Origin of the sequence: Algoriphagus sediminis (genome assembly GCF_030403435.1) — a bacterium.
Classification (GTDB): Bacteria; Bacteroidota; Bacteroidia; order Cytophagales; family Cyclobacteriaceae; genus Algoriphagus; species Algoriphagus sediminis.
Genome location: NZ_JAUEPH010000001.1, coordinates 69,638 through 87,781, shown reverse-complemented (window position 1 = coordinate 87,781; position 18,144 = coordinate 69,638). Strand labels below are relative to the sequence as shown.

Annotated in this window: 14 protein-coding genes; 3 read left to right on the top strand and 11 right to left on the bottom strand. The window is 40.4% G+C overall.

The window, feature by feature from the left end; genetic code table 11:
- Positions 1 to 2 precede the first annotated feature (2 nt).
- From QVH07_RS00425 to QVH07_RS00400, 6 genes are all read right to left on the bottom strand, one after another.
- Positions 3 to 2,033, bottom strand: a complete 2,031-nt coding sequence (locus QVH07_RS00425; RefSeq protein WP_289998129.1) for a M3 family metallopeptidase — start codon at positions 2,031 to 2,033, stop codon at positions 3 to 5.
- Positions 2,034 to 2,036: 3 nt separating this feature from the next.
- Positions 2,037 to 3,413 (bottom strand): tetratricopeptide repeat-containing protein, encoded by a 1,377-nt coding sequence (locus QVH07_RS00420; protein ID WP_289998128.1) that lies wholly within the window; start codon positions 3,411 to 3,413, stop codon positions 2,037 to 2,039.
- A gap of 84 nt (positions 3,414 to 3,497) precedes the next feature.
- Positions 3,498 to 5,939, bottom strand: a complete 2,442-nt coding sequence (locus QVH07_RS00415; RefSeq protein WP_289998126.1) for a zinc-dependent metalloprotease — start codon at positions 5,937 to 5,939, stop codon at positions 3,498 to 3,500.
- 64 nt (positions 5,940 to 6,003) lie between these two features.
- On the bottom strand, positions 6,004 to 8,076 hold the full coding sequence (locus QVH07_RS00410) for a ComEA family DNA-binding protein (RefSeq protein WP_289998125.1): 2,073 nt from the start codon (positions 8,074 to 8,076) through the stop codon (positions 6,004 to 6,006).
- A gap of 20 nt (positions 8,077 to 8,096) precedes the next feature.
- Positions 8,097 to 8,807, bottom strand: a complete 711-nt coding sequence (locus tag QVH07_RS00405) for a PorV/PorQ family protein (RefSeq protein WP_289998124.1) — start codon at positions 8,805 to 8,807, stop codon at positions 8,097 to 8,099.
- A 171-nt stretch (positions 8,808 to 8,978) separates the two neighbouring features.
- On the bottom strand, positions 8,979 to 10,439 hold the full coding sequence (locus QVH07_RS00400; RefSeq protein WP_289998123.1) for a BamA/TamA family outer membrane protein: 1,461 nt from the start codon (positions 10,437 to 10,439) through the stop codon (positions 8,979 to 8,981).
- Positions 10,440 to 10,489: 50 nt separating this feature from the next.
- Here QVH07_RS00400 and yidD point away from each other — a divergent pair, with 50 nt between their 5' ends.
- Entirely contained in the window at positions 10,490 to 10,717 is a 228-nt protein-coding gene (gene yidD, locus QVH07_RS00395; RefSeq protein WP_289998122.1) for a membrane protein insertion efficiency factor YidD, read from the top strand.
- Here yidD and QVH07_RS00390 read toward each other — a convergent pair.
- The 5 genes from QVH07_RS00390 to QVH07_RS00370 are packed head-to-tail and all read right to left on the bottom strand — an operon-like array spanning position 10,714 to position 15,941.
- Positions 10,714 to 11,817 carry a prolipoprotein diacylglyceryl transferase gene (locus QVH07_RS00390; protein WP_289998121.1) on the bottom strand — a complete coding sequence of 368 codons (1,104 nt, stop codon included), beginning with the start codon at positions 11,815 to 11,817 and terminating at the stop codon, positions 10,714 to 10,716. The genes yidD and QVH07_RS00390 overlap by 4 nt on opposite strands.
- A 5-nt stretch (positions 11,818 to 11,822) precedes the next feature.
- Positions 11,823 to 13,652, bottom strand: a complete 1,830-nt coding sequence (nadE, locus tag QVH07_RS00385) for an NAD(+) synthase (RefSeq protein WP_435367047.1) — start codon at positions 13,650 to 13,652, stop codon at positions 11,823 to 11,825.
- Between the two features lie 32 nt (positions 13,653 to 13,684).
- Entirely contained in the window at positions 13,685 to 14,425 is a 741-nt protein-coding gene (rnc, locus tag QVH07_RS00380; RefSeq protein WP_289998120.1) for a ribonuclease III, read from the bottom strand.
- 8 nt (positions 14,426 to 14,433) lie between these two features.
- Positions 14,434 to 15,684, bottom strand: coding sequence for a beta-ketoacyl-ACP synthase II (gene fabF, locus QVH07_RS00375; protein ID WP_289998119.1), 1,251 nt, complete (start codon positions 15,682 to 15,684; stop codon positions 14,434 to 14,436).
- A 20-nt stretch (positions 15,685 to 15,704) separates the two neighbouring features.
- The gene (locus QVH07_RS00370) at positions 15,705 to 15,941 is read right to left on the bottom strand and encodes an acyl carrier protein (protein WP_289998118.1); all 237 of its coding nucleotides are present in this window, start codon (positions 15,939 to 15,941) and stop codon (positions 15,705 to 15,707) included.
- Positions 15,942 to 16,090: 149 nt separating this feature from the next.
- Between QVH07_RS00370 and QVH07_RS00365 the strand changes: the two genes are divergently transcribed.
- Both QVH07_RS00365 and pyk read left to right on the top strand, forming a co-directional pair.
- Positions 16,091 to 16,519, top strand: coding sequence for an IPExxxVDY family protein (locus QVH07_RS00365; RefSeq protein ID WP_289998117.1), 429 nt, complete (start codon positions 16,091 to 16,093; stop codon positions 16,517 to 16,519).
- Between the two features lie 8 nt (positions 16,520 to 16,527).
- Positions 16,528 to 17,958: a pyruvate kinase gene (gene pyk / locus QVH07_RS00360; RefSeq protein ID WP_289998115.1), complete on the top strand. Its 1,431-nt coding sequence runs from the start codon at positions 16,528 to 16,530 to the stop codon at positions 17,956 to 17,958.
- Positions 17,959 to 18,144 lie beyond the last annotated feature (186 nt).

The following is an 18,144-nucleotide window of genomic DNA, read 5'->3' as shown; positions in this document are numbered from 1 at the left end:
TATCAGACTAAGCCAGCTCTTTTCAGTAATGCATCTTCTTTGGGTTCTCTTCCCCTAAATCTTTTATACAGAATAGAAGGGTGTTCACTTCCTCCAGCTGAAAGAATATTTTTTAGAAAAGAATCAGCGGTTTCCTGGTCAAATATTCCATTTTCTTGGAAAAGTTCAAAGGCATCTGCATCCAAGACTTCTGCCCATTTGTAACTATAGTATCCAGAACTATAGCCACCCTGAAAAATATGCGAAAATGCAGGACTCATCATTGTTCCTTTTACGTCGGGTAGAAGATTTGTTTTTTCCATTGACTCCTTCTCAAACTCCTCAATATCCTTAATTCTAGATGGATCTTGTGCGTGGTAGGCCATATCTAATAAACCAAAACTTAACTGTCTTAGAGTTTGGTAGCCTTGCTGGAAATTTGCTGAGGCTTTGATTTTTTCTATGTATTCCTCGGGTATCTTTTTTTCCGTCTCAAAATGACTCGCAAAAAGATCTAAACATTCTTTTTCATAGCACCAATTTTCAAAAATCTGAGAGGGGAGTTCCACAAAATCCCAATACACGCTCGTGCCAGTCAAGGACTCATAACTGCCATTTGCCATCATGCCATGAAGGGCATGACCAAATTCATGAAAGAGCGTAGTCACTTCATTGAAGGTAAGGAGGCTTGGTCGTGTTTTAGATGGCTTGGTGAAATTGCAAACTATAGAAATATGAGGCCTTTCATTTTTGCCGTCAAACCTGGATTGCCCCTTAAAGCTTGTCATCCACGCTCCAATTCTTTTACCTGCTCTTGGAAAGAAGTCTGCATAAAAGACTGATAGAAATTCATCGTCCTTGTCAAAAACCTCATAGGCCTTTACATCAGACTGATAAACAGGAATCTTGGGGTTCTCTTTAAAAGTGATTCCGTATAGTCTTTCGGCCGTTTGGAAAACTCCGTCTACTACCTTGTTCAGTTCAAAGTAAGGGCGTAGTAATTCATCATCTAAAGAAAATTTCTCCTTTTTTAATAATTCAGCGTAATAGGCATAATCCCATTTCTCAATTCGATCTAAGCCATCTTTTTTTTGTGCAAAATCAGATAGTTCTTTCATTTCTTCCTCAGCCCTAGGTCTGGCTTTTTCGAGGAGATTAGTTAGGAAGTTGGTAACTTCTTCTGGAGTCTTCGCCATACGTTCCTCTAGAACAAAATGTGCATGAGATTTATATCCTAAAAGTTGTGCTCGATCAAATCGTAGTTTAATTATTTCTTTTATGTTCTCCCGATTATCCAATTCATCTCCTTTACATGATTTGGTTCCTGAGGCCATAAACAGGGTTTTCCTAAGCTCTCTGTTTGCCGCATAAGTCATTGCAGGAATGTAGCTGGGGTATTCAAGGGAAAAAGCCCAAGAGCCCTCATGGCCTTTCTCCTCTGCCAAAGCTGCGGCTGCATCTTTAATCGAATCAGGTAAACCTTCCAATTCCTCTTCAGTAGTTACCACGTGAAGGAATTTATTGGTTTCTGCCAAAACATTTTCTCCAAACTTCAGACTCAGCTGGGCCAACTTTTGATCAATCTCCCGAAGTTTCTCGGATTGATCCTTGTCCAATCCTGCGCCATTTCTAACAAAAGATTTATAAGTTTTTTCCAGTAGCATCTGCTGTTCCGGGCTTAAACTCAGATCGTTTTTCTGCCCAAAAACTTGCTTTACTCTCTCGAATAATTCAGAATCAAGAAGGATATTGTTTGAGTGCTCGGTGAGAAGTGGAGCTATTTCTCTAGCCAGCTTCTGGATTTCATCATTGGTTTCAGCCGAATTTAGATTAAAGAAAATGGAGCTAGCTCTCGAAAGTTGCTTTCCAACTCTGTCCAATGCCTCAATTGTATTCTGAAAGGTGGGAAGAGGCTCTGATTTAATATTTTCTATATCCTTTTGAGCTAGTTTTATTCCTTCCTTGATTGCAGGGAGGAAATGCTCAGTTTTAATTTGATCAAATGGTGCTGTATCTCTTGGGGTTTGAAAAGTATTAAGTAATGGGTTTTTCATTTGTTAATTTCCATTTGGAAGAGTCCAGGCTGGATTCATTAGCTGCCCTGACTCCTTTAATTTTTCTGTGAGTCTTTTAAGTTGAGTTTCGAAACTATCCCACATCCATTTCGGGTGCGAGGTGTTTTTGGCTAGTTTAATAGCCTCTTCATAGGCTTCAAAATTTCCCAGACCAAAGTTAGCTTCGGCTCGATTAACGGCAATCCAAAATTTTTGTTTGAGGTAATATTCTTCTAGATCTTGACCTTCTATGCCATCCGTATCCCATGAATTATTTTGAGAAAGCTTTTCTTTAATTGCTTTTTCATCCCATTCACATAAGTAAAGCACTCTTTCCCAGGTCCTTTGTGCTATGACCAGGTCTGCTATTTGTTGTTCTTTTGTTTTACAAAGCTCAGAAGTAGCGCGGTAAACACAGCAAATTGCAAGGTTTATCCCATGATATCTATTATTTAATAAATAGTAACTTCTTTGGAAAAAGAGAATTGCATCCTCCAGATGATTAGAGCCTTCACCTGTTTCGTACAGTTTCTTTTTGATCGTACCCGCCATGGCGACGGTTTCTGTGTCGTTGGAATGTGCCAGGTTTATTTCATCTAGCAAGCCCAAAGCGGTATAAAGTGAATCTTTTAAAGTTGGTTCCGCTGCTTTATAGGTGCAAAAGGCTAGCCTATGCACCAGGTAAATGTCCTTTTGCTTCTTATCCTTTTCTGAAAGTGTCAGCGCAGATTGAAATAGGTCTCTTGCCTTAGAGAATTCATGTTTATGAATGGCTTCCTCACCCGTTTCTACCATAAAGGAAAGAGCCTGACCCATTGCTGGGTCATCATCAGATGATTCACTTCCAGGTTCAGAACCTAGCTGAGTGATACTATCCGCAAGTTTCGGAGGAATTAGGGAGTTTAAGTAAGTATATACTGGACTATCGGACTCCTGTTTTTGTAGGACCTCATCAATTTGCTTTCCCAATGCTTCCCGAAACCTTCCAACCTCTTCGTATCCGATGGCATCACCAAGGTGCTTGTAGCTAGAAATTAAAATATGGTTCAGGTCAAAAGGGTAAACCAGCTTATCCTCTGAAATGACTATCGTCGTAAATGGCCTCAGGGCATGACGAACGCCCAATTCATACAGGGCATTCGGGTTTGCGGTAGAAAGATCGGCAATAACCAAATCAGCTTGGAGGAGCTCTTGGTACATTTTTACATCAATTGAACCAGAGTGAATTATTTCATCCGCACGGACGCACTCGATCCCCCTCGACTCCACCACAGGCTTAATCAATACTCGATAAGACTTGTCTAAGTTAAGCTTCCTACCATTTACATAATCGGTTTTGGTTCCAAAACCCATTACTACAAAGCACCTTTTTGTAGCCATATCTTCCCTTTTAGCTTAAAAACGTCAATATAAGTGTTCTACTTTTAGTGTTCAATACAGAATAAGTATTGAAATCATGTTTAATCAAAACTCAAAATCACAACTCATATCATCCATCCCAATGGGAGATCCATCAGGAACTTTAAGTGGCTCTTGAGGAGCAAATTCTATCGGCAAATCTAAAAAGGCCTGGATCTGGTCTGAAAGGAACGAGGAGTGCATGCCGAACACGGTTCCTTCACTTGCCCTTTTCTTTAAGGAATTCACCCCATTTTCCGAGTAGGAAAACAAAATGCTTCTAGCCTGAGCTCGCACAGTCTTTGACACCTCCGGATCCTTGGCAAGCTTAATCAAATGATCCACTAATTTAGCCTCGGTCATGAACTTAATCTCTCCTTTAATGCCCTCAGGGACCTCGTTTGAAAAGGTAGGACTAGTTACTTGGCCAATCACATCTACCACACCAGGAAGTGACTGATCTTGTAAATTTTGAAGATATACACGGTTAATCCTAGAGCCTTCCAATAGGAATCCTAAAGTGAGGTCAACCACGCTTTCAGCTGGTGCAATTGGGTCAAACATGGGCCCCGTTCTGTAAACAAATGTTTCCCTGTTTCTTCCAAAACCTGGAGGTCGGGGAGGGATTAATGCCAGAATATGATCTGGCACCGCCAGCTGATCAGGGTGAATCGTATACATCAAGGCATCAATGGCCTCTGATTGATCTTCATATGAAATCCATTCATGATTAGGTTGATTATCACCCTTAATCTTATACCTGAAATCAACACCCCCCACAAGCTTTGTTGTGGCTTCTACCTGAAATCGGTGCATGAGGTAAAGGGGAACCAAGACTTCCTCTAATGTGGCTTGAGCCTCTCCCGAACGGATGGCATTCATTCCGAAGGTTTTAAGTTTATTTTGTCTTAATTTCAGCATTCGCATCAATTCTTGGGGCGCAGAACTTCCATTGTCCCAAAGATGGGCTCTTGGGTGAATTCCCTGAGGATCTCTTGCATCGGCGTCAGTAATGAATTCGTAGCCTGCAGCATATGTGTCCTCGAGGGTTTTTGCTAAAAACTCGTCTTCAGATTGCCCAGATTCAGGATAACCATACCCGAATTTGATAGCCCATTTATCCCATTCTCCGATTTTATCGTCATAGGCATTTGAGAAATCGAGGTTTCCGTTTGAATCTTCAGTAATCACTGGATAAGGATAGTCCATAACTGAAGACCTTTGAGTGGCTGAGGTAGCAAAGCTATGACTTAAACCTATAGTGTGCCCAATCTCATGAGCTGATAATTGACGTAGCCTGGCCAGAGCCATCTCCAGCATTTTTGGATCTGGTTCATCTCCGTTTACATATGGTTGTATAAGGCCTTGAGCAATTAAGAAGTCTTGCCTTACCCTGAGTGATCCAAGTGAAACATGGCCTTTTAAAATCTCACCCGTCCTGGGATCTCTGACACTAGCACCATAAGACCAACCCCTAGTAGAACGGTGAACCCACTGAATAACATTATATCTTACATCCATTAGATCCATTCCTTCTGGAGCTAATTCTACCCTAAAAGCATCCTTAAACCCTGCTGCTTCAAAGGCTTGGTTCCACCAATTTCCTCCTTCAATTAATGCAGATGCTACGGGTTCCGGTGTTCCTCTATCCAGGTAATAAACTATGGGTTCTACAACTTCCGATAGTTCAGGCCCTGGATTCTTTTTGACCAGTCTATGTCTGGCAATGTATCTTTTGAGGATTGGCTCTGAAATGGGAGTAGTAAAATCCATGTAGCTTATCGATCCATAGCCTCCTCGAGGGTCAAATTCCCTTGGCTCATATTCATCATCTGGGAGCTGAATGAAAGAATGTCTCATTCTCACTGTCACAGCCTCAGCAGTTGGCGTAACAGACCTTAGGTATCGTCCTGTAGGAGTACCCGTGAGAGTGATGGTGGCTTCCACTTCAGTATTTTGAGGGAAGTTTTTCGTCATCGGATAATACAGTCCACTTCTAGATGCATCGGTTCGATAGGTTCCTTCTCGGCTTCTGGAAAGTCTTTGGCTAACTCCATGTGCGTCCTGCATATAGAAGTTAGTAGCATCCACGATAAGGTTGTCGCCGATTTTTTCTTTGATTTCGAAACCCCAAATGATGGATTCAGCAAAGGCCTCATTTATGGATCGGACTTCTGAAGGGTTATCAGAATATGCCCTAAAGCCCAAGTTTTTATGGACCAGGAAAATTTTGTTACCAGATCTTCTAAATTCTACAATTCGTGTGTCTCCTAACTGGCCTCGGTCCAGACCAATATCATTTGACCCAATACCTGCAGTGAGAGAATTCACATAAAGAAATTCGGAATTTAAGTTTTCGATCTCTAGGTAGATTTTCCCTTTTTCTTTATCCAAATGGAAATCAATGAAACCTTCGATTTTTTCTGCACCTGCCAAGTCATCCGACTGAGCAAATAAAATCCCATTGGTGATAATGCTTAGTAAAAACAGCGATAAAAGTCTTTTCATAGATATATGCTTTAAGAAACTAAACTTAAAAAAAAGGAAGGCAGAAAAGAGACCATTGATGGAATTATTTGAAAAGGTCATACTTCACTAAAAAGTGGGTGTCCGTTTGATTATTTCCCTGAATGGTTTGAAGTCCAGAACTGACTTCTTTCCGATCAGAAAAACTTGTTCTCGCTATCCGCATATAAAGAGTCAATCGGGGATGAACCTGGTATTGAGCCAAAAGGTAATAGCGAATTCCACGACCTGAGAATGCAGGTATTGAAAAAGTCCAAAGGACATTACTTTCGAATGCATAAAGCCGGGCATCGTAGTCGTCAGTATCAAATAAAGAAATCCTTCCGGTCAATCTCCATCTGTCCATATGTAACTTAATATCTTGAAGAATAAGGAAGCCATAACTTTCATTCTCATTGAATTTTATCTTGCTCCACATGATCCTGGACCGAATGAATAATCGGGTACTTAGCTGCTTGTCAAGATTCCAAAGTCCATTTATTCTATTCAAAGGAGCAAGCTGATACCCTAATTGCGATTCTCCTGTATCTGATATGTTTCTCTCCTTTTGTTCTTGCCTTATTTGGATGAAAGTAGTTAGAGTTTTCCCCGGTCGGAAGGTAAGTCTGGATAGCCATTCATACCCATTTGAGGGGGCATAGGCCCGGAAGCGAAGCCAAGGAAATTTGAAAAAATCATAGTGAAGATTGAGTTTCCATTTTTTGATTGGATTAAGTTCTAAACCAAGGTAAATCCCGCGTTCATTGTTCGGTCTTGTACTTTCTGAAAATGCATTAGAATAGAAACTGTGAAAATCCCGATCATAATTTCTGTAAAGAATAGACATACTCACTTCTTTACGCAAGCTTCCAATAATTCCTGCAACAATTCCCGTACCCCCTGATGTGGAAATAGCAGCTTCTCCAAATGCAAAGAAATTCTTCCAATTGTAATTGAAATAGGTACTCGCATTTTGGTTTTGATCTCCCTTAAAATCAAACTGATTATATGGTCTGGGAGTGGGCTGCCATGGACGATCGAAATTCACTGAAAGAAAGTTTAATCCACCAGAAAATGACTTTCTGCTATACTCTAGATTCACACCCAGACTCGTCTCCTTAAGCTGATTTTTTGTAGCTATTTCTGAATTGGTTCTATGCAGGCCGCTTTGATTTATAGAGCTAAAGGAGCCTGATTCTTCTAGTAAACTGTCTAAAGAGTTCTGTAGTCGACCGTCCCTCGGAACTCGAGAAGCTATAATTGTAGCCTTGACATCACGATTAAATTGATAAGTAGCTCCTAAACCTCGGAAAAAGCCAAATTCCAGTGCGGCGGTATATGGTAAAATGCCAACACTGCTTCTCCTGACAGTACTGACAGTCTCAGCACCTTTTCCCAATATAAATCCGGCACCAAATACAAGGCCTTGTCCAAAGGCAGCCTGAAAATCTCCTAAGGTGATATTTTTCCATTTGCCCAAATTGTATTTAGCCAAGTGAAAGGAATAAAAATTAAAGCCTATCCGGTTAGTAGACCTATCCCAGACAAACTGTTCTCCGGCATCCTTTTCTAAGGTAAATCCAAAGCTAAAATCTCGAGTTTTTTGCAATCTCATTCTAATATAAATCTCGTTTGGATCTCCCAGGTATCTGCTGGAAACTCTGCCTGAGCTGCTGGTATCCGCAGGTGTAAAACCCCTCCTTCGCTCCCAGGTTCTTCGATGTCGGAAAAGTAAATAGGCTTGATTTGCATCTGGAATTCGTGAAAAGAAATCTTTTGGGTTTTCGCTTTTCCCCTTGCCTAATTGGAGAAAAGGAGCGAGCCTAAGCAGATCTTCCAACCCAATCTCGGGGATGGCTTGCAATTCATAAAGGCTGAGAAAAGGTCCGAATTGCTGGCGGTAGTTCAGAATGGATTCTATTTGGTAAGGTTTGAGTAAATAGGTTGCCTGAAGAATCTCTGCATTTGCTTCATTTATGTCTATTGGGTTTTGGTAAAGCTGGAAAAGAACCTCGTAAATAGCTTCGTAATCAAGGTCTTGCTCCTGAATTGGGAATACTCTTTCGATAAAATCTTCTAAATCGATCTCTTTCTTTGGCACTTCCTGTGCAAAGCTTGTGACCATCAAAAAATAGCTCAAGAGCAAAAAAATTGAGTTCCTCACCATATCCAACCTATGCTTAAGTGATGAGTGCTTCCAAGGGGTCCATTTTGGCCGAAGGCATAATCAGCCAAGAATTTCCCTGGCTTCAGCCCGAGCCCAAAAAAGATATCTCCAGGATTGGAGATGATCCCTGTGCGAAAAATCACCCAATCCTTTAGCGAATATTCCAGTCCGGCTCTTACCCTTGGGTCATTTTGAAGACTTTTAGATAGCTCGAGATGAAGTCCTAGTTTGGAGTTAGGGATATAGCTCATTCCCATATCAATTTGAGTGTCGAGTCGCTCCTCCGTATTCTTGCTGAGTTTGGCGCGATTTACATTACTGACATGGGTGGAAAGAAATATTTTTGGCCCTAGTTCGGCTACTCCTCCAAAGTTAAAGATGAGAGAATTCCCAGTTCCAAAGCCCTCAATGTTGGTTTGGAACCAATCAGCCTTAATTCCAAAGGATACTATTCCCAACTGGTTGGAAAAGCCGATTCCAAGGCTTTGCTGGTTAAATAGCTTGCCTCCAAATCGACTTACTCCAAAACCGATTTGACCGAATTGGATAGGGAAATTTCCGGCAAGACTCACCGTTTGCAGTTCTTTCAGTCCAAAGCGTGAATCATAACCCACAGAGATCCCAGTACTTTCATTTCTAGCAAGGGCTCCAATATTATTGAAATAGGACCATGAATCCTGGAGATTCAGTCTGATAGTACCCATACCATGACTTCTTGCCCCGTGGGTTTGGGTGGGAAGGTAACTTTGTCCGAAGGAACAAAAGCACAAAGACAAAAAGCAGATGATAAAAAATAACCTCATCCTCAGTCAAAAAAGTGAAAGAGAATTTAGTTATTAAATCTGATAAAAGAAAGGCTAGGGCTAAAACTCAGCCTAGAAGGGTGCGCGGATATTCAAGAAAAAGTTACTTTCTCCCTGATTATTGAAGGAAAGTTCAAAACGAAATACTGCATCGTAGAGGCCGACCAGGTCTATTCCTGTACCATATCCGAACAAATAAGTATTTGTGAGCCGAGCATTCTCTGGAATGTTATTTCTATCTTTTACAAATCCGTGGTCAAAGTTTGCACTTAGGTAAAGCTTAATCGGAATGACTGAAAACTGATCAAGAGGGACAAATTTGCCTATGTCGATTTGCCAGTCCACAAACTTCCATCTGAAGCTATTTTTGTGCGTATAGAGCTGCTGACCTTCGATGACATTAAGTTCATATCCCCGGATAAAATAGGGGTTATAACCTATACCACGCACCAAAGTGTACGGTTGAGTCTGACTTAAAAACCAATTAGCGGTCAATCCTGTGTTGAAGTGGAATTTATCGTTGATTTTAAAATAACGGTTTGCCGTAATACTAACTTCTACCTCATCTAGTTCATCCACGAAAAAGATCCCATACTTGGTAGCGGTTAGTTCTAAGAATTCACCGTCCGTCGCGTAGGCCACGTTATCCCGTCTATCGTGTCTAAAGGTGTAAGAAGCATATAAGTAGCGAAGCTTGTTATTTTCCGACTGAAAGTAATCTGGATTTTCCTGAAGCACGTCAGGATTAATAGTCGTGCTATTATAGCCAAGGGTCAAAAAATGAAAATTATAAAAACTACGACGATAAGTGTAAGTAAGTGAGGTTAGAAAATTTTCCCTAAGAATTTCTTCATTTTCATTCGTGTAGAAAACCTGTCTGTTGTTTGCAGATCGAATTGGGATAGTTTTTTGCTCTGCAAAGTTTAAACGGAAGGCCAAACCTTGTTTCTGATTTTTATCAATGTAGGGTTTATTGTATCTCAGATCCAAAGCTCTGGTAAAACCCAATTGACCAGCAAATCGGAGTTTTTCATTTCTACCTCCCACATTACCATGGCTTAGTCTCAGACCATAATTTACTCTTGATAAGTCTCTTCCCTGATTGGTCCACCATTCCGCAAAGTTTCGATCGGCCAAGCGAAAAATGATAGAAGGAACTATATACCATCTTTCCTGAACAGTAATTAGTATTTCTACTTCATCTTCCGTAATGAAGAGGGGGGATATTTCTACCGTGGTGAAAAGCCTGAGATTATAAATTTTTTGCTGATCAGCGATTAGGATTTCTAAGAACGTATTCCAGTCGTAGTCGAAATCAGTAATAAAATCCAGCTCCCTAAGAATAATGCTTTTTCTGGTTTTTTCATTTCCTATGACATAGATGTTATTAACCCTCACTTTTTCAGGAGGGTTACTTGGAGTGACAATAGGAGGTAAAGCCGTATCTTGGGCTTTAGCCGAAGGTTGCCAGAAACCAAAGAATATTCCTGAAAATAGAAGGATTTTAACGATATGTGAGAAGTTTAACTTCAAGCTGGAATTCTTATTGGTTATTTTTGTTCTTCTTCTTTAGAACCGAGTTTATGTCTCTTCAATCAATTTTAAAACAGATAGCAATTTTTCCGGTGACGGTCTATCAATATTTGATCTCTCCTTTATTTCCTTCTAGTTGCAGATTTACTCCCACTTGCAGTCAGTATATGAAGGAGGCGATCATGAAGCACGGAGTTTGGAAAGGTGGAAAACTTGGTCTGAAACGTATATCTCGGTGCCATCCATGGGGTGGACATGGTCATGATCCTGTTCCTTAATCAGTTTCAGGTTTCAACCCATTCCTTAGCGCCCTTATAATGAGGCCAACACCTATAATTACTAATGGTACGCTTAGTATTTGTCCCATGTTATATTGAAGTGAGTCTTCGAATTCGACCTGGTTTTCTTTGAAAAACTCCCAGAAGAAACGCATTCCGAAAACTGAAACCAGAAAGATTCCCAATAATATACCTTCAGGTAACCTCGCTTTGTATTTCATCCATAATCCAAATAGAATCAGGAAAATCAAGAAATAGGTGATTGACTCATAGATTTGAGTTGGATGTTTGGTGCGTCCGAAGGTTTTTACCGTGGCGAGGTAATAGCTTCCCTTATCTTCAAGGACTAAATCCAAGGGAGTTTCCGGTGGTTCAGCCAAATACTGCTTACTCGATTCAAACCTCGTTAAGGCATATTTCAAATCTCTATTCAAAGTAGTCTCAAGGTCCTCAAGAGAATAGCTTCCTTTATTAATTTCCAAAGCGATATTTACCGGAACAATTCCATTACCCATTAATTCAGCTTTACGATCCGCCGGTTTGTATGGGTCGATAGAAATAATCGGGACTTTTAAGGAAGACAGAAGCTCCTCTGTATGCCATGCATAAACAATCCCAGAGTCAGTACCGGTATCCATTCCACCAATCTCAGAATTCATCAGGTTACCAAACCGGATGAATGCACCTGTCAGAGCTGTGACAATCACGATCCTGTCGACTATCCAGAGGTAATTTTGCCCTGGTGTTTTTTTGGCATAAAGCCAAAGAGCAAAAAGAATCCCGATAGCAGCTCCATGGGAGGCTAGTCCTCCTTCCCAGACTTTTAAGATATCAATTGGATTACTAAAATATCGTTCTGGCTCATAGAAAAGTACATGTCCCAGCCTTGCACCAATAATGGTCGCTAAGACCATATAAACCGTTAATCTATCAACTAATTCAGGTTTCTGCCCCTCCTTTTTAAAGAAGTAAATCATGAATTGCTGAGAGATTATAAACCCGGCCGCAAATAAAATACTGTACCAGGGTGGTCGGCTCCATCCCGGGATTACAGAAGGATCAGGGTCCCAGACAAAATAGGATAGGATTAATTCAAACATACTGATTAGTTGAAGTTTTCGAGTTCTTTAAGTTCTTCCGAATATCCTGCAGAAAGAATGGGAAATCGATACCAGGTTTTTGGGTCGACATTGAACTCATCCAGATGAAATGAAGGAGCAAGCCTTTCTCGCTTCCATTGGTTTCTGGCCCAAAGTTGGTAGAATTTTTTGATATATCCCTTTAAAGTTTGGGAGTCAAGCGTTAATTCTTCTTTTAGAATCAAATAAACATCCAGAGGTGACTTCTGATCCCGAATGGCTAGTTTTTCTATCTCCAGTAAAACTGGATACGGCATTAAATCTTTTTCGTCTGTTTGGGTGGTTTCCAGTGGCCTGAGTTCTGCACTGGGCTGCAAAGCATTGACCCTGGCCAGCCCACTCTGATTCAGGTTTTTTTCAGCCCATTTTAGCCAATTGATGATGAAGTCTTTGCTTACAGCGGCAATAGGAGATATACTTCCACTGGTATCACCATCCATCGTGGTATAACCAACATCTCCTTCGCTTCGATTTGAGGTAGCCATAAGCAAAGCGTTGTTCAGGTTTGAGAGCATCCAAATGATGGGAGACCTTGCTCTGGCCTGAATATTCTGGAGCGTGATATCGTCTTGTTCCCAGGTTAATTCTCTTCCAATAGCTTTTTCGATTTTGCTACGGTATGAATTTACCTCATCGTCTATTTCCCAATGATAAAATTTAGCTCCAATACTTTCGGCTAGTTCTTTGGCACTGAGGAAAGTGTCTTCTGATGAATTTTTTGTACCCTGATAAGCCGTTATGAGCAGTTCATGGACAATTTCTTTTTCGGTAGAAAAATCCCCTTTTAAGCCTGCTTTATTAAGAAACTCTTCTTTCCCAAGTTCAGCTATTCCCCTTTTGACCATTTCAGAAACCAAAACGGCACAGGTAGATGAATCAGCACCACCACTTAGTGAAAGCACAAAGCCCTTGCTTCGGCTTTTCCTCATGTAATCGAAAAGAGCCAATGCAGCTGCTTGCACAAATTCTTTTTCTTTGGGAATTACGGCAGATGGGTTTTGTTTTTCTGGTGATAGCTCAAAATAGGATACGACAACATCTTTGAAAGATAGGAGAGGAGCCCTTCCCAAAATCTTGCCCTTATGTGCAAGTATTCGTTCGCCATCGAAAATCATTCGTCCTGACTCGTTGCCCAAAAGATTGACATAAACGTAAAAGCAATCAAAAAGCTTCGAGCTTTCTTTCATTAAGTCTATTCTCTCTTCCGTTTTACCCATGGCAAAGTGACTCGCACTTGGGTTGAAGATTAAATCTACTTTTCTATCCTGCAGGCGATAACCCGGTCTTTTCTCTTTTCTCCAAGCATCTTCACAGATTTCGAAGCCATATTTTACACCTTTGAGGTTGAAGATTTGATCCCCAAATGGGATTTTCTCACCAAAAAAGTCCAATTCAATTAATTTGCCGTGAGGCCATGGTGTAAACCATCGAAACTCATAATGTACTCCATCTATGGCCATAAACTGTTTGGGAACAAAGCCCTTCAAGGATCCATCCTCAATTATGGCGACAGTATTATAAACCTCCTTTTCAATTCTAACTGGAAGTCCTACTGCAAGAGTAATACCCTGGGTGTGAGGTAGGAGCTCTTTCAGCTGAGAAAGAGATCTAGCTGGGTACCAATGACTTAGAAAAAGATCCTCGCTACCATATCCACAAATGGATAATTCAGGAAAGCAAATAAAATCAGCGTCAGCACTTTTGGCCTCATTAATTCCTTTTACAATCCGTTCAAGATTACCTTTCCAATCGAGAGGTGTTTGATTAACCGAAACCGCCGCAATTTTAAGATTCATTATCCGGGTGAATTAGATTGTGAAATTAGCCTTTAAAGCTCAATATCGAGCACTTTACAACCATTTTCACATGCATCCTGTTCGGCTTTCTTTTTGTTTGGCCCCTTTCCTTGAGATATTTCCTCCTGATCTATTTCCAGACTTACTGTGAACTCTTTGAATCGCTGATTTCCGCTGACATTGAGAAGCTTGAACTCGACAGTTTTTCCTTCTTTCTGTGACCATTCTATGATTTTACTCTTATAGTTTACTGTGGTTCTAATAGCTTCTTCTACGTCAATATGAATCAGTAGCCTTTCGAGAATATAACTTTTGCAGAAGGAATATCCACGATCCAGATAAATAGCTCCAATCAAGGCCTCAAGCATATCTCCGTAAAGAGATTTTCCCTGAACAATGCTTCTACCTTCTAGCTCTTCCGAGAAAATATTTCTTAGCCCTATTTTTAAACCAACTTGGTGGAGGGTTTCTCTATTGACAATCTTTGCCCTTGTTTCGGTCAGAAAACCTTCATTTCTATAAGGGTATTTGATGTAAAGATAATCCGCCACTATAGAGCCAAGAACAGCATCTCCAAGAAACTCCAGACGTTCATTTGAAATGGCCACTCCTTCGGCATTTTGGTCACCAAGACCTGCGGGTGTCAAAGCTAGTCGGTAGAGGGGTAAATTTAAAGGCTTGCGACCAACTATCAATTTGATGTTGGAAGCAAGCCTTTTGTCTTTTTGGTTGAAAAAAATCTTCTGAATTCCGAGTTTTTGAAAAACGCTCAAGATTCAGTTTAGATATGTTTCTTGAAAATTACGGAGCAATTATGCCCGCCAAACCCAAAGGTATTGCTGAGCGCATAATTTAAATCTCTTTGCTGCGCCTTATTAAACGTAAGATTCAAATCAGGATCAAGATTTTCATCATCCGTAAAATGATTGATAGTAGGAGGTACAATTCCATCCTGCAAGGCGAAAATACACGCCAAGGCTTCTATCGCACCTGCCGCACCGAGTAAATGCCCAGTCATAGACTTGGTACTACTGATGTTTAGTTTATAAGCATGTGCACCGAATACTTTTTGAATGGCCTTAGTTTCACTTACATCACCTAAAGGAGTGGAGGTTCCATGAACATTAATATAGTCGATAGCCTCTGGATCAAGACCGGCATCTTCCAGGGCAAGTGTCATCACGCTGCTAGCTCCAAGACCTTCGGGATGTGGAGCGGTCATGTGATAAGCATCAGCTGACATTCCACCACCAACAATTTCAGCATAAATTTTAGCACCACGAGCTACTGCATGCTCATACTCTTCCAGAATTAATGCCCCTGCACCTTCACCGAGAACAAAGCCATCTCTGTCTTTATCAAATGGCCTGGAAGCAGTTTCAGGAGAATCGTTCCTTTGGGACAAAGCTTTCATGGCATTAAAACCGCCAATTCCAGCTTCGGTCACCGCGGCTTCTGAACCACCACTAATAAATATATCTGCTTTACCTAGTCGGATGTAATTAAAAGCATCGATCAGGGCATTGGTTGCTGATGCACAAGCGGAAACGGTTACGAAGTTAGGTCCCCTGAATCCATACTTGATAGAAATAAATCCTGCACTGATATCTGCAATCATTTTTGGGATAAAGAATGGATTGAACCTTGGTTCACCATTCCCGGTAGCAAACCCGGTGACTTCATCTTGAAAAGTCTTTAATCCACCGATTCCAGAACCCCAAATCACGCCGGCTCTTGCCAGATTGATTTTGTCTAAATCAAGTCCAGAATCATTCATTGCTTCTTCCACAGTGACCATAGCATACTGTGTGAAAGGATCCATTTTCCGGGCTTCCTTTCTATCAATGTAATCTTGGACATCGAAATTCTTTACCTCGCAGGCAAACTGAGTCTTAAAAAGTGAGGCGTCAAAGTGAGTAATAGGAGCAGCACCGCTCACACCAGTAGCCAATGCTTTTCTGAAATCGTCAGAATTATTGCCTATTGGTGTGAGTGCACCGATTCCCGTTACTACAACTCTCCTTAAATTCATAAAATGAATTTATTCAGTTTTTATTTTACGTTCGCTTCTAGGTAAGATACAGCTTGACCTACTGTACCAATTTGCTCTGCCTGATCATCAGGGATGGAAAGATTGAACTCCTTTTCAAATTCCATGATCAATTCTACAGTGTCAAGAGAGTCAGCTCCCAAATCATTTGTGAAGCTTGCTTCCATAGTTACTTCAGACTCTTCTACGCCCAGTTTGTCAACAATAATGGCTTTTACTTTTTCTGCAATTTCAGACATTTTATGATCAGTTTATTGATTAATACTGCACAAAGAAATGGATTTAATGGCTAATTGACAAAATATTGATTCAAGTAAATTTCAGTGCCTATTATTCCAGTCTTGAGAACAATATAAATTTTTAACTTTGAAACTTATGTTTCTACCCTATGAAGAAAACCAAATTACTAGTAGAACACTCATACGATTTTGATCTTTTGGGATTGATTACGCCTGTCAGGGATTATAAACTTGCCTGGATAATCAATAAGCGAATGGGAATTAATCTGGAAAAAGAAGATGATTTGGAAATGGAGTTTCTTAACGCTCCGATTCTTAAAATATCTCAATATTTTCTTTCTTTGCCATACGGATACGTCCAGCTGTTAAAGAATAAGTCCTTAACTTCAGCTGCACAAATCTCATATTTAATCCCAGAATTGAGAAATGTGGATTTCTTTTTAATCATCCAGGATGAAACCACTGAGCTCAATGCTGATCTCTTTTTAGAGCATCTTTCCAGAGAAGTGCATATTCAGAATGTGATCAAATTAAATGTAAATAAGATTAAGTCGAGAGAAAATCTTTTAACCTATTAAAATTACCTATGAACCCCATCATTTTCAATAAAACCAAAATTCTAGCCACCATTGGTCCTGCCTCAAACAACATGGAGGTTATCAAAAATCTAGCTGTGGCAGGAGCAGATGTTTTTAGACTGAACTTTTCTCACGGAACTCATGATATTCATGAAGAGGTCATTGGTTTTATCCGAAAAATAAATGAGGAGCACGGTCTGCACCTTGGAATTCTTCAAGATTTACAAGGTCCTAAAATTCGAGTAGGAGAGGTAAAGGATAATGGAGTAGAGATTGCGCCAGGACAAAAAATCACCATCACAAATGAAGAAGTTTTGGGTACGAGTAACCTAGTTAGCACTGTTTACCAAAATCTTCCTCAGGATGTATCACCAGGGGACCGAATACTAATTGATGATGGAAACCTCGAGCTTTCAGTGATAGATACAGATGGGAAAAACGTGAACTGTACTGTCATTCATGGTGGTATTTTGAAATCCAGAAAGGGAATCAATCTTCCAAACACGAAAGTCAGTGCACCTTCTCTAACCGAAAAAGATTTAAAGGACCTTGAGTTCGGCTTATCCCAGGATGTGGATTGGATTGCCTTGTCATTTGTTAGATCTGCTGATGATATTCTGGATTTAAGAGAAAGGATAAATAAGGCTGGAAAGGATTGTAAGATTGTAGCTAAAATTGAGAAGCCTGAGGCTCTTGAGAATATTGATGACATTATTGAAGCTACTGATGCGATTATGGTAGCCAGAGGTGATCTTGGAGTAGAAGTTCCACAGGAGATAGTTCCTCTTTGGCAGAAAAAAATGGTGGAGAAGTGTAAGCTAGCTTGCAAGCCCGTGATTATTGCTACGCAAATGATGGAAAGCATGATCTCAAATCCAAGGCCGACAAGAGCTGAAACCAACGACGTGGCTAATGCCGTTTTAGATGGTGCGGATGCGGTCATGCTTTCAGCCGAAACTGCTTCTGGGAATTATCCCGTGAATGCAGTAAAAGCCATGACAAGCATCATTTCTTACCTTGAAGAAAACGCGGAGATTTACAATCATCTCTATAAAATCCCAGAAACAGATGAGACATTTTTAAGCAATAATCTCATTTTGATGGCGTCTAGGTTATCCAGAAATGTTAAGGCCAAAGCCATTGTAGGAATTACCTCTTCAGGTTTTACAGGATTCAGAATCGCTTCACACAGGCCTCTTGCTGATATTTTTGTGTTTACCCAAAACCCAAAACTCCTTACGCAGATGAGCCTGGTTTGGGGTGTTAGAACTTATCTTTACACCAGTCAGGTAAGTACGGATGCCACTTTTGATGATATAGAAAATACACTCAAATTAGATGGGCATGTAAATAGTGGTGATGTAATTATCAATACGGCCAGTATGCCCCTTAAGGAAAAGGGAAGAACAAACATGCTGAAAATCCACATTGTGAAGTAGTTATTATCGATAGATTTATGGACCTCCCAATTGGGAGGTTTTTTTATGCCCAAACCTAAAATATCTTTTTAGATAAATCATTCTCGAAATCAAACTCGATCAGGAAATTGATACTGGGGCTCCCGCAGTTCATTGGTTTTTAAGGACAGTTCAACTGGGAATCTAGACGGTTGAAAAGGAAAATGG